Annotated in this window: 11 protein-coding genes; 5 read left to right on the top strand and 6 right to left on the bottom strand. The window is 43.5% G+C overall.

Going from position 1 to position 12676, the window contains the following annotated elements:
- Positions 1-374: 374 nt before the first annotated feature.
- Complete coding sequence (locus tag V6252_RS09945; protein WP_341610288.1) at positions 375-2192, top strand: aminopeptidase P family protein; 1818 nt, start codon at positions 375-377, stop codon at positions 2190-2192.
- A gap of 138 nt (positions 2193-2330) precedes the next feature.
- On the opposite strand, the gene V6252_RS09940 is transcribed toward V6252_RS09945, so the two are convergent.
- From V6252_RS09940 to V6252_RS09930, 3 genes are all read right to left on the bottom strand, one after another.
- Positions 2331-3170: a hypothetical protein gene (locus V6252_RS09940; RefSeq protein ID WP_341610287.1), complete on the bottom strand. Its 840-nt coding sequence runs from the start codon at positions 3168-3170 to the stop codon at positions 2331-2333.
- Positions 3171-3300: 130 nt separating this feature from the next.
- A complete protein-coding gene (gene fabF, locus V6252_RS09935; RefSeq protein ID WP_290178579.1) occupies positions 3301-4635 on the bottom strand; it encodes a beta-ketoacyl-ACP synthase II in 1335 nt (444 codons plus the stop codon).
- A gap of 153 nt (positions 4636-4788) precedes the next feature.
- Positions 4789-6090, bottom strand: coding sequence for an anhydro-N-acetylmuramic acid kinase (locus tag V6252_RS09930; RefSeq protein WP_425355876.1), 1302 nt, complete (start codon positions 6088-6090; stop codon positions 4789-4791).
- 200 nt (positions 6091-6290) lie between these two features.
- Here V6252_RS09930 and tyrS point away from each other — a divergent pair, with 200 nt between their 5' ends.
- Positions 6291-7502 (top strand): tyrosine--tRNA ligase, encoded by a 1212-nt coding sequence (gene tyrS / locus V6252_RS09925; protein ID WP_341610285.1) that lies wholly within the window; start codon positions 6291-6293, stop codon positions 7500-7502.
- A gap of 99 nt (positions 7503-7601) precedes the next feature.
- Positions 7602-7829, top strand: a complete 228-nt coding sequence (locus V6252_RS09920; RefSeq protein ID WP_341610284.1) for a DUF1653 domain-containing protein — start codon at positions 7602-7604, stop codon at positions 7827-7829.
- Positions 7830-7877: 48 nt separating this feature from the next.
- On the opposite strand, the gene V6252_RS09915 is transcribed toward V6252_RS09920, so the two are convergent.
- Positions 7878-8846 carry an alpha/beta hydrolase gene (locus tag V6252_RS09915; RefSeq protein ID WP_341610283.1) on the bottom strand — a complete coding sequence of 323 codons (969 nt, stop codon included), beginning with the start codon at positions 8844-8846 and terminating at the stop codon, positions 7878-7880.
- Between the two features lie 191 nt (positions 8847-9037).
- Between V6252_RS09915 and V6252_RS09910 the strand changes: the two genes are divergently transcribed.
- Positions 9038-9718, top strand: a complete 681-nt coding sequence (locus V6252_RS09910; RefSeq protein WP_341610282.1) for a hypothetical protein — start codon at positions 9038-9040, stop codon at positions 9716-9718.
- Between the two features lie 69 nt (positions 9719-9787).
- Here the strand turns inward: V6252_RS09910 and V6252_RS09905 are convergent, their stop codons facing one another.
- Complete coding sequence (locus V6252_RS09905) at positions 9788-10537, bottom strand: SDR family NAD(P)-dependent oxidoreductase (RefSeq protein ID WP_341610281.1); 750 nt, start codon at positions 10535-10537, stop codon at positions 9788-9790.
- Positions 10538-10610: 73 nt separating this feature from the next.
- Positions 10611-11270: a uracil phosphoribosyltransferase gene (gene upp, locus V6252_RS09900; protein ID WP_057761878.1), complete on the bottom strand. Its 660-nt coding sequence runs from the start codon at positions 11268-11270 to the stop codon at positions 10611-10613.
- Positions 11271-11752: 482 nt separating this feature from the next.
- Here upp and V6252_RS09895 point away from each other — a divergent pair, with 482 nt between their 5' ends.
- Entirely contained in the window at positions 11753-12319 is a 567-nt protein-coding gene (locus tag V6252_RS09895) for a DNA glycosylase (RefSeq protein ID WP_367179724.1), read from the top strand.
- Positions 12320-12676 lie beyond the last annotated feature (357 nt).

Here is a 12676-nt window from a genome sequence, read left to right as displayed (position 1 = left end):
CACAAGTGACACATGATGAGACGTGTTACCATTACTGGTAGCACGTTTTATTGTTTTAGTTGATGAGATATTTGGCACAAGCCATTGAAAGCTTACTATCTGCCCAAACATCTAATGATAGGGCACTGTGAACCCCAGTGACGCAATATTAATCTCAATTTTTTATTCTCAATAAGTAGAAGTAATTACCCAAACAAACATAATTAGATAGCTAAATAAGTAGATTTTTTGCTTGAATAATTGCTATCAATGATAAATATCTTATTAAAACTAAAGCGGTATTAACAACTCAAACAAGATGACTATTAGAACAAGACGATTGTAAATAATCGCTCCATCATCATATTTTTATAATTTCTATAAGGACACATTCAATGAATAAACAAGCCATTCACGAACGTATTGCTAACTTACGTAGCACCTTAGCCGCGCAAGATCTCACCGCAATTATCGTACCCTCTGCTGATCCACATTTATCTGAATATCTACCAGAGTACTGGCAAGCACGCTTATGGCTATCAGGGTTTACCGGTTCTGTCGGTACGCTGGTTGTGACTGCTGATTTTGCAGGTCTATGGACGGATAGCCGTTATTGGGTACATGCTGCCGACCAGTTAGAAGGCACAGGTATTACTTTAGAAAAGCTTGCGCCAGGTCAGCCAAATCATATCGATTGGCTAGCCGAGCATTTGCAAGAAGGGGATAGCGTAGCAGTAGATGGCAATGTGCTATCTATCGCTGAGCAAGATCGCCTGTTAAATGCTTTTGATGCCAATGATATTACTTTGATCACTGAGCGTGATGTGCTGACAGAGATTTGGACAGATCGTCCAGCACTACCAGCGGCCAAATTATACGCTCATGATGAGCAGTTCCTTGCTCAGTCTGCCACCTCAAAGCTAGCTGCAGTGCGCGAAGGCATGGCAGAAGCGGGTGCGACCCATCATTTACTTTCAAGCTTAGACGATATCGCTTGGTTGACGAACTTGCGCGGTGCGGATGTTGATTATAATCCTGTATTCTTGTCACATATGTTGATTGACGCCGACAAAGCAACGTTGTTTGTTGATATTAATAAAGTAAACGAAGATATTGCACAGAGTTTAAAAGACAGTGGTATCACATTGGCTGACTATTCTGCTGTGCAAGAGGCATTGAGTGCATTAACACCAGACGATTTACTACTGTTAGATCCGAGCAAAGTCGCAGTAGGTACGCTCTCAAAAATGGCAGATGATGTTGGCTTCATTGAGCAAATGGCGCCTAGTACATTACTCAAATCTGTAAAATCAGATGCAGATATCGATCATGTCCGTGAAGCGATGCGTCAAGATGGCGCTGCCTTAGCTGAGTTTTTTGCTACATTTGAGCAGCGTCTAGCAAACGGCGAGCGTTTAAGTGAGCTAGATGTTGATAGTATGCTGATAGACGTGCGCAGTCGTCAGCCGCATTATGTCTCGCCAAGCTTCCCAACCATCGCAGGCTTTAACGAAAATGGCGCATTGCCACATTACCGTGCAACGCCAGAAAAATTCAGCTACCTTGATGTGGCCGAGGGCAAAGGCGGATTGCTACTGATTGACTCAGGCGCACAATATCAAAACGGTACGACTGATATCACCCGCGTAGTCGGTATTGGACAAGTCACTGCCGAGCATAAACGCGACTTTACTATTGTGCTAAAAGCCCACATTGCGCTAGCTCGTGCTCATTTCCCTGATGGTATCGCCTCACCATTGATCGATGCTATTTGCCGTGCGCCGTTGTGGCAAGCACAGATGGACTATGGTCATGGTACGGGTCACGGCGTTGGTTATTTCTTAAACGTACACGAAGGCCCACAAGTCATCGCTTATAGCGCTAGCACACCAAAAGAGCGTGCGATGAAAGAAGGTATGATTTCTAGTAATGAGCCAGGTCTATACCGCGAAGGCAAATGGGGTATTCGTATCGAGAACTTGGTAGTGAATACGCCAGTTGCCAAGCCTACTGAGACAGAGTTTGGTGATTTCTTGAACTTTGAGACCATCACTTACTGCCCAATCGATACGCGTCTGATTGAGCCGTCACTGTTGGATCAAACCGAGATTGATTGGCTAAATGACTATCATAGCCAAGTCTTCGCAGAGCTAAAAGATCGTGTTGAAGGTGCAGCGCTTGAATGGTTGACTGAACGTACTAAAGCTATTTAATACCAAGCTCAAAACATTAACTAAAAGTACTAAAAAGCCCCGTAAATTATTTACGGGGCTTTTTAGTGTTCATTATTTAGTACTTAGTACTGAGCGGCTGTTTCTAAATATACGTCTAACACTGAAAAACAATCACTATTAGTGAATATTTTTCTTAGCAGCTTCGTTATTAGTAGTTGAATCACTCTGCTCGCTAAAGTGTTGAGTGACCTCAGCACGTAGCCAAGACTTTAGGTTTTCAGACATTAGCATCATTTGCTCACTTAGATAGTCATCGACCTGTGTTTCTAGCTCGCGGATTAGCTGTTGATGTGTTGCATCTAGCTTCGCGTCTTTTAAGGCCAAATTAATCGCTGCACTGGCTTTATTATTAATATCTTTAATGTGGTTATCACTAAGCGCATGTGCCTGTTCGCTAATGGTTTTGTTATCAGCACTTTTATTATCGCTAGCATTGCCTTCAGTATTTTTTGCTTCTGATGCATTTTTTTCAGTCTTTGCGCTAGAATTATCAGTAACAAAATCGTCAGTAACGGCATTATCTGCCACGACTTTATCTGTGTTTACTTTAGCTACGTCGGTAGCAGCCAGTTCGTTGTCTTTCTCTAACGCTGACTGCGTATTTTTTTCTTGTTCTTTTTGAGTCGCTTCTGCCTTGCGTGTGGCTTCTTCTGCTTCTTTTTTCCTCTGCTCGTCTTCTAGTTTTTGTTTTGCAGCTGCTGCGTCTTCTTGCTCTTGTTTGTCCGTGATTGCTTTAGCAATGGCTTGCTCTGCATTGTAATTGTCATATAGCTCGTCTACATGCGCATCTAAATCATGGGTGTTAAAAGTGAAGTCTTCAAATGAGGTATCAGATTGCAGTAGAGTAGTGATATCTTTTAGTTCTTGGGTAATCGCTGCGCGTACTGGCTCAGGTGCACACGTCCAGCGTTGATAAAACTGATGGGAAAATGAGTAGCTTGACATGGTATCTTCCATAAATGTTCCAAAAATTACCCCTTATCATACGCAAGTACGATAAGGGGCTGCAAGTGGACAAACGTAGCAAATCTGACACCAACGTTACAACGCACTCATTACCATGCGCTGCGCTGTAGATGGGTAGCTATTATTGACTGACAGGCCAGCGAGCAAATACCAATGAGCCATTGGTACCACCAAAGCCAAAGCTGTTGGATACTGCGTACTGCAAGTTATCAACTTTGCGTGATTGATTAGCCACATAATCAAGGTTACAGTTGTCCTCGACATCATCTAGATTAATCGTAGGTGGTACATGCTGATGCTGTAGGGCTAATACTGTAAAGATAGCTTCAACTCCACCAGCGGCACCAAGTAAGTGACCGGTCATCGACTTGGTTGAGCTAACTAGGATGCTGTCTTTTACAGGAGAGAATACAGTTTCGATAGCAATAGACTCAGCCACGTCACCCGCAGGGGTACTGGTACCATGAGCGTTGACATAGCCTACGCTTGATGATTCGATACCAGCATCATTTAGTGCATTTTGCATCGCTCTTGCCGCACCGCTACCGTCTTCTGGTGGTGCAGTAATATGACTGGCGTCATCACTCATACCAAACCCGACTAGTTCTGCCAATATCGTTGCACCGCGCGCTTTAGCATGAGCAAGGCTTTCTAATACCACCACGCCAGCACCATCACCAAGGACAAACCCGTCACGACCTTTATCAAATGGACGCGAGGCTTTGGTTGGCTCGTCGTTGCGCGTAGAGAGTGCATGCATAGCACTAAAGCCAGCTATACCAAGTGGGCTAGAGCCTTTTTCACTACCGCCTGCCAACATAACATCGGCATCACCGTAAGCAATCAAACGAGCAGCAAGACCCATAGCATGAGTCGCCGTGGTACAAGCTGTTGAGGTCGCAAGGTTTGGGCCTTTTAACTTATGCTTAATCGCTACCAGTCCAGCGGCCATATTGACGATAGAGCCTGGAATAATAAAAGGTGAGACTTTGCCCGCGCCTTTTTCGTGTAGGGTATCACGGCTGTTTTCGATTGTTTGGATACCGCCAATACCTGAACCTAAAATAATACCGAAGCGATCTTGGTCAACGCCTTGCACAGGCGCATCAGCAGCACTGACTTCATCGATAAAACCAGCGTGCTTTAGGGCCATGGCAGAAGCGGCAACCCCATAATGCATGAACTCATCATAGCGACGCGCATCTTTGGCATTCATATATTGCTTGGCATCAAAGTCTTTGATCACGCCTGCGATTTGCGCACGGTAGCCGGTGGCATCGAAATGTGTAATCGGTGAGATACCACTCTCGCCATTGAGCAATTTGGTCCATGAGCTATCGACGTCTAGACCGAGCGGCGTAATGGCGCCCATACCTGTGACTACCACACGCGTATCATCAGAACGCTCGTAGTGAGGTGGTTTTTGACGCGATTTATGTACAGGTGCTGCAGTCATATTATTTGTGTCATCAGTGGTGGCTTGGTCGATAGGTGAACTACTATTCTGGCTCATGCGATATATCCTATACTTACAGGTCCTAAGAGGATGGCGTTTCAAAAGTCATTATAAAACACATAGGTGCACGTATGTAAACTAAAATTTAACTGGTCAGGCAAAACATACTTGACCCAATACCACGCCTTTATTTGCACCCGTTACCGCTGGTAAATTACCAGTTTCACCCATCAATGTTTGTCTAGCTAACCATGCAAAAGCAACCGCCTCTACCCATGTTGGCGCAAGTCCTAAATATTCAGTGGTTTTTACTGTGCAATGGGGTAGGTGTGCTTGCAGGCGTGCCATTAAATAGTCATTAAATGCGCCGCCACCGCAAACACATACTGAGCTGTTTTTTGAAGTGCTGACAAACATATTGATTTGCGTACTGGCACTGATGACCGTTAGCTCAGTCAAGGTTGCTTGCACATCGGCTGCTGAGTAACTGATGTTAGCATTGGCTTGCTCAAAAGCCTGTAGCTCACCCTGCAACCAAGTTAAGTTAAAATCCTCACGGCCTGTGCTTTTGGGATGAGACTGAGCAAAAAACGGATGTGCCAAAAGTTGCTGTAATAGCGGTTCAATGATGGATCCAGACTGAGCCCAAGCGCCACCTGCATCATAAGCATTGTCGGTATGCAAAGATATCCACGCATCCAATAATAAGTTGGCAGGACCCGTATCGTAGCCAACAACTTGGTCTTTTTCATTGGCTGGCAAGACGGTTATATTGGCAATACCACCTAAGTTTAATAGCACACGTGTGCTATCGGGATTGGCAAATAATGCCTGATGAAATGCAGGTACTAAAGGCGCGCCTTGACCACCAACGGCCATATCACGACGTCGGAAATCATTGACCACGCTGATGCCTGTGCGCTCAGCGATGATATTGGCATCGACCAGTTGCAACGTGAATCCCATCTGCGGGCGATGGCGTACGGTTTGTCCATGACAGCCAATCGCTAGCACTGACTCAGGATCGGTATTTGATTGCTGCAATAAAGTATTGACCACTTCACTCGCGAACTCAGCATACGTGCGACTTGCCCAACCGAACCAATCCAATTCACTGTTTGGTTCATCGGCCTCTGGTACGAGTTGATTCACACCATTCGGCTGACATAATGCCAGTAACACTTCACGCAGACGTGGCGGAAAATCTTGGCTATAGGTCGTAAGCAATCGCATCGGCGGTTGAGTGTTGTCTTCGTTGCTCATCTCAGGATTAAACTGGCAAAGGACAGCATCCATACCGTCCAAACTGGTGCCAGACATCATGCCAATATATAAACCATCATCAAAGCTTTCAAACACCGTTTGCTCAAGTGCATCAGTTAGGGTGGCATAGTTCGAATTATTAAAGGGCAAACCATCAATATCGTCTGAAGGGTTATCCAAACCATTATTCATAAGCAAGTCTGCGAGGGCATTATGGTCAGTATCAGCAATCGATGCGGGGTTGGTCATGGCAATTTACCTTAAAAAACGCTAGTATATCCGTCAAATTCTAGCATTTTTTCTGACCTTTTGAGGTTCTAAACTTCCTAAGGTGTTGAGCCAGTAACCGTCATTCATAAAAATCCCAATTAAAGTGATATATAGAGAGCATCATGACCAATCAAACTTACACCCTAGAAGAACAACTGGCCCTTATTCAGCGCGGTACGCAAGAGATATTATCTGAAGATGATTTAGTGGCTAAGCTAAAGCTAAATCGTCCGCTACGTATCAAGGCAGGATTTGATCCTACCGCACCAGATCTGCATTTAGGTCACACAGTATTGATCAATAAGCTTAAGCATTTTCAAGATTTGGGTCATGAGATTTATTTTCTAATCGGCGATTATACCGCAAAGATTGGTGACCCTTCTGGCAAAAACAGCACGCGTCCACCGTTGACCGATGAGCAAATCAAAGCCAATGCCACGACTTATGCTGAGCAAGTATTTAAAATCTTGGACAAAGAAAAAACTCGCGTGGTTTTTAACTCTGAGTGGTTCAAAGACATGAGCGCTGCTGATATGATTCAGCTTGCCAGTCAGCAGACGGTCTCACGTATGCTTGAGCGTGATGACTTCTCTAAACGCTATGCCTCGCAAACGCCTATTTCAATCCATGAGTTTCTCTATCCATTGGTGCAAGGCTATGATTCTATCGCGCTAAAAGCTGATGTTGAGCTAGGCGGTACTGATCAAACCTTTAACTTGTTGATGGGGCGTACGTTGCAAGGACGCTATGACCAAGAGCAGCAAGTGTGTATCACTGTGCCAATCTTAGAAGGGTTAGACGGTGTTAACAAAATGTCCAAATCACTGGGCAACTATGTCGCTATCTATGATGCACCAGGCACCATGTATCAAAAAATCCTGTCGATGCCGGACACACTGATCCATCGCTACTTTGAGTTTTTAAGCTTTAAGCCAATGGAGGAAGTGGCAAGCTTGATGCGTGAAATGGAAGGTGGCCGTAACCCACAAGAAATCAAACGTATCTTAGCCGAAGAATTAATCGAGCGTTTCCATGATGCTGATGCCGCTGCTAATGCGCACAAATCTGCCGGTAACGTCTTAGCAGATGGCGAGCTACCAGTTGACTTGCCAGAAATCATGTTGGATCTAGAAGGGCAAAATGCGTTATTTATCACTCAGATCTTGAATCAAGCTAAGCTCGCTAAAAACAACTCAGCTGCCAAAGACATGGTAAAACGTGGCGCGGTAAAAGTAGATGGCGAAGTCGTTGATGGCGGCTTTAGTCTAACCTCAGGTCAGACGGTCGTGATTCAAGCAGGTAAAAAAGCTTATGCGAAAGTGACGGTTGGTTAGATAATCTATAAAAATGATTAAGAGCGAGGTCGGCAGTCATTGTCGACCTTTTTTATGAAGCGATAATTAGCAGCCATTTTTTAATAGTAGGAGTTTGCTATGACTAAAACCATTCCCCAAGGCATTTACCGCCACTATAAAGGCAGCCTTTACCAAATGCTGCATACGGCGCGGCACTCAGAGACTGAAGAGTCGCTCGTGGTATATCGTTGTCTTTATGGTGAATATGGCGTGTGGGTACGTCCGCTTGCGATGTTCGCTGAAACGGTCACGGTCGATGGTAAAGAAATTCCACGATTTGAATTGATTAAGCCATTAAATGATTAATATCTAGTCACTAATTTAGATTAGATTTAGCTCATAAAAAACCCATCATTAAGCGCTCAGAAACTCTTTCAATACCTTATAAAATGCAACGGGCGCATCCATCGGCACGGCATGGCCTGATGTTGGCAAAATAATACTGTGCGCATTGGGCAGCAGAGTGGTCAAACGCTGTTGCCACTCTGCACTATATAATTGCGAGCGCGCGCCAATTAGTAAAGTAGTCGGAATATTGATAGTGGGCAAAACCTCGCGGTAATCGTAGGGCAATGCAACATAAGCTGATAGGCAGCGCAGTTTATGTTGCCAAGTCGCGTGCTCCATTAATGAGATTTTGTGTGGTGCCCGATAACTGAGGGCTTTTACCAATAATTGCGAAGGTTTGCTACTGACAGAGAGCAGAGAAAAAGAGCGTTCCATGTCTAATAAGTTTACTTTTAATCGATAGGGCAGGTGACGGAAGTCAATCACTTGTTCGGCTTGTAGATAAGGAGCAGTGTCAGTAATCAACCGTGTAAATTGCGCAAACAATTCGGTTTGTCGTGTACCGAATACACCGCCACCTTGCCAGTCTGGCTGATTATGAATAATCGGTGCTTGATCAATGTTCAGATAATGACTGACGCGCTGAGTACCAAAGCGCTGAAAATATGCCCACATGACCAATGCTCCCATCGATATCGCGGCCACAGGAAAAGCCTCAAAGCCAGTTTCTTTGCTCACGTATTCAAACACATCTTGGGTATCTTGTGCATATTGCTCAATAAAATCAAACGTTGGTAAAGTCAGATGACTAGCCAAACCAAAACCTCTAAAATGAGGCAAGTAAAAGCAGTAGTGCTGAATTAGCGGTAAAATAAATGGTAAAAATTGCCTCGCATCCATACCAAAAGCGTGCATTAATAGGACAGGTTTACCTTTGCCAATGACAGAGACGGGCAGCAGCGTTCCATCAGCTGTTTGGACAGTAATGGTCTTTAGCTGGTAGGGAGTAGGCAAGGGTATGAGGTCTTTTTTCATAGAGTGATATCACTTTGATTTTTCAAGCTGTCTCGGTCAATTTAGCTAAGAAAGTATTGCGGTAGAGTACACAGCTACAAAATAGTTATACCGCGAATAAAAGACTGCTATATTAAAGCTGTCGCCTGACCATAGCATAGAATTTGGCTGGCGGTAAAAGCAGTAGCGTCAACTGACAAGGATATAAGTGCATGAGCAGATCAATATTGCCATTACTCGATAGTAGCCTATATCCACAAGTATGGCAGCAGCAGACATTTACCAGTCCGCAGGCGCTTTTGCTATCGATGTTGTCTGCTACTTTGAGTAGAGATATCACAATTGATGCCAGTGCTTTTACCAAGCAGTTATTGGCAGACGATGTCTATCAAGAATGGATTAATACTACGGTGTTCGGGCGTTATTTGCATCGTAACTTTACCGCATTTTATCAGCAGACAGAAGACAGTTTTAATACAGATATGCCTGCATTGTTCCGACAAGAATTAGTACGGCATGCGCAGTATTTACCATTAGGTCAGGTATTGTTTTTTGCAGGAGATATGCCCAAAAGTGTACGACAGACTAAGACGTTAACCACTACGGTGAATCCAGCGACGGCAATAATAAATGCTCAGACAATGTCTGAGAATTTGTCCAAAAAGCTGAAAGTGAATAATTCAAGGATAATTATTAATCAGATAACCATCACTGGTAAGCAAGTATTAGGGTTTGCGATACGTCACAATAAACGCACTAGTGAACGTCTGCGTAACGAAATGTTGATTTTGGACTTTCAGGATTTGCGTTTGGTCAATGAGCAAGCTATTGAAGACATAAAAAAAAGCAATATAGATGACTCTATATTGCTTCGATCTTATGAGATACGCTAACAGCTTCGGTGTTGATAAGTGTTATATTGATAATCAACATTGACACTAAAACTAGTCGAGCAGTTAATATTAATCTTGCTTGGCAATCGTCAATCCATTATAGGTCTGGGCGACTGGCATTACTTCTAGACGGTTAACGTTGATATGAGCAGGTGACTCAATTAGCCATAACAAAATATCACCGATATCTCCACCTGTCATGGTTTTAAAGCCGTCATACACCTTGGCAGCTTTGTCATCGTCACCATGATAGCGCACGTTTGAAAACTCAGTGCCAGCCACATTACCAGGCTCAAGATTGGTCACACGCACTTGGGTGCCAATCAGATCCGCTCGCAAGTTTAAGCTGAACTGTTTTACAAACGCTTTAGTTGCGCCGTAAACATTGCCACCAAAGTAAGGCCAGCTACCAGCAATTGAACCGACATTGATGACATAACCACTGTCACGCTCAACCATCGCTGGCAAGACCGCATGGGTCAGCGCCATCAAGCCTTTAATATTGGTATCAGTCATACGCATCCAGTCATCAAGACTGGCTTTGTGAGCAGGATCTGTACCCAGTGCTAATCCTGCATTATTGACCAAGACATCGATTTGTTTAAAATCATCAGGCAAGTCAGCAATGATTTGCGGGATAGCAGCCGTATCACTCACATCCATAACGACGGGTAAAAAAGTCTCACCTAAAGTCTCTGCCAAGGCATTCAGTTTATCAAGGCGTCTGGCGCAACCAATCACGCGATGGCCGTTAGCAACCAAACGTTCTGCCAACGCTTTACCAAACCCCGCGCTCGCTCCTGTAATCAATACGTTCATTATCTTTCCTTATTATTGATGTTGTCTGCTATTGCCATAATTTTGATGACGGCTTTATTTACCCTAATGCAACTTATCTATTCGATAACTGCTTACCAAAAATCTTATCACCAGCATCGCCTAGACCTGGAATGATGTAACCGTGTTCATCTAAATGGCTGTCTAATGCAGCGGTATAGATAGTCACGTCAGGATGCGCTTCATTTACCAAGCGTACGCCTTCAGGTGCAGCCACCAATACCAATGCTTTAATGTTAGTACAGCCGTTTTTCTTTAGCATCTCGATGGTCGCAACCATTGAGCCGCCCGTGGCTAGCATTGGATCAATGATCAGCGCAGGACGTTTGTCCATGTGGCTCACGAATTTTTCAAAGAACGGTACTGGCTGCAACGTTTCTTCATCACGTTGTAGGCCGACCACAGAAATCTTAGCAGTAGGGATCAAGTCGAGCACCCCATCAAGCATGCCAATACCTGCGCGTAAAATCGGTACAATCGTTGCCGTCTTACCGATGATTTGCTCACCAGTAATTTCGCCACACCAGCCTTCCATTGGGAAAGTTTCGATTTCAAAATCACGGCTTGCTTCATAAGCCATCAAGCGCGCAAGCTCTTTGGTCAATGTACGAAATTTATAAGTACTACAGTCTTTTTCGCGCATAAGGCTGAGTTTATGACGGACTAGTGGATGATCGATTACCGTAATTTTTAAATCGCTGTTTAAGTCACTCATAAGTACTCTCTTGGTTTCTTGTCTGATGCTTGCGCAGTTACTGCGGTTGCTATTAGTATAAAAGATACAAACACTTACCGCACTTTAACCATATCCTTAGCTCATAAATAGTAAAGTTAAATCCTTCACAGTCAAGCTAATTAACTACTTTACGACAGTGCTCATTTATCGCAATGACAATATTTGCGTTCACAGCTGCCATCAAAGCCTAAGCAATTCAGGCTAAGTAAAATGATATCGCGCTGTCTTAAGTCAACTGATTGAACCGACTAAGTTTGACTATATAACGTGATTATAAGTGAGGTAGTGTTTAGACTTGCTATGATACCAAAAAAACCGCTTTTCTGATGAAGAATATCATGACTATAAAAACACCAAGCATTCAAAAAACCACTGATACTGAATCGAAATTGTCTGATAGCAAAGCCACAGAGCTTGAAACCCATCCTTTCGAGCCTGTCTTACCGCCCAATGCCACGGTCATGATGATGGGTACGTTTCCACCGACTGCTGATAAATGGGCGATGAGCTTTCATTATCCCAATTTTTATAATGATATGTGGCGGATATATGGCCGAGTGTTTTTTGACGATGCTGACTACTTTAGAGTAGGCGATGAAAAACGCTTTGACCCTGAGCGTATCCGAGATTTTATGTTTGAACGTGGCATTGCTTCTTGTCCGACAGTAAAGCAGGCGATCCGTGAGACGGGTAATGCTTCGGATAAAAATCTAACAGTAGTCACACCTGTTGATTTAGAGGTTATCTTGCCACAAGTGCCGAAGGTAGCGTCATTGTTTACGACAGGAGGTAAGGCGACCGAAGTGCTACTTGGGTTATTAGATGAGCCAATTGCTAAATCAAAGCATCCGAAAACCAATCAAAGTATGGATTACCCTTATCAATGGCAGAATGCGAATAATAAAAAAACGGATGTTAATGACTTAACCTTATATAGATTACCGTCAACCTCACGTGCCTATCCATTATCGTTGGATAAGAAAGTCGCGGCGTATAAGGCGTTTTTTGAAAAGATGGGTAAGTTATAAAATGGAAATAGAGAAATGGTTGCACTAATAGAAGATAAAGCTCAAAGATAGTAAAAGGTATTTATCTAACAAAGCTAAGCGTTTTTGATGATAGAAAGTATAGTTAAAAGCACATCTATAGTCAGTCTCTAAACCTATTGAAATTAATTAAATCATAACCCATTGAAAGAAATACAGATTTATTCATCTCCTAAAATAACTTCAAAAACATTAATAAAACGGGTTGACACAAAAGATAAACCGTCTATAATACGCACCTCATCAAGACGAGCTGGAAGTAGCTAGTGTGTAGGTTACACATTAATAACCCAGTTAACTTGTTGAAACAAATTAAAAAAAGAAGTTGACAGACTATTA

The organism is Psychrobacter proteolyticus (genome assembly GCF_038155145.1).
GTDB lineage: Bacteria > Pseudomonadota > Gammaproteobacteria > Pseudomonadales > Moraxellaceae > Psychrobacter > Psychrobacter proteolyticus_B.
Note: the sequence above shows the minus strand (reverse complement) of the source record. Positions and strands in the feature narration are given on the sequence as shown.

What these genes read in the sequence shown, in the direction of transcription:
- V6252_RS09940 (WP_341610287.1), bottom strand. Translation starts at nt 3,170, where the DNA reads ATGGAAGATACCATGTCAAGCTACTCATTTTCCCATCAGTTTTATCAA.
- upp (WP_057761878.1), bottom strand. Translation starts at nt 11,270, where the DNA reads ATGAGTGACTTAAACAGCGATTTAAAAATTACGGTAATCGATCATCCA.
- tyrS (WP_341610285.1), top strand. Translation starts at nt 6,291, where the DNA reads ATGACCAATCAAACTTACACCCTAGAAGAACAACTGGCCCTTATTCAG.
- V6252_RS09905 (WP_341610281.1), bottom strand. Translation starts at nt 10,537, where the DNA reads ATGAACGTATTGATTACAGGAGCGAGCGCGGGGTTTGGTAAAGCGTTG.
- V6252_RS09920 (WP_341610284.1), top strand. Translation starts at nt 7,602, where the DNA reads ATGACTAAAACCATTCCCCAAGGCATTTACCGCCACTATAAAGGCAGC.
- V6252_RS09910 (WP_341610282.1), top strand. Translation starts at nt 9,038, where the DNA reads ATGAGCAGATCAATATTGCCATTACTCGATAGTAGCCTATATCCACAA.
- V6252_RS09945 (WP_341610288.1), top strand. Translation starts at nt 375, where the DNA reads ATGAATAAACAAGCCATTCACGAACGTATTGCTAACTTACGTAGCACC.
- V6252_RS09895 (WP_367179724.1), top strand. Translation starts at nt 11,753, where the DNA reads ATGATGATGGGTACGTTTCCACCGACTGCTGATAAATGGGCGATGAGC.
- V6252_RS09930 (WP_425355876.1), bottom strand. Translation starts at nt 6,090, where the DNA reads ATGAATAATGGTTTGGATAACCCTTCAGACGATATTGATGGTTTGCCC.
- V6252_RS09915 (WP_341610283.1), bottom strand. Translation starts at nt 8,846, where the DNA reads ATGAAAAAAGACCTCATACCCTTGCCTACTCCCTACCAGCTAAAGACC.
- fabF (WP_290178579.1), bottom strand. Translation starts at nt 4,635, where the DNA reads ATGACTGCAGCACCTGTACATAAATCGCGTCAAAAACCACCTCACTAC.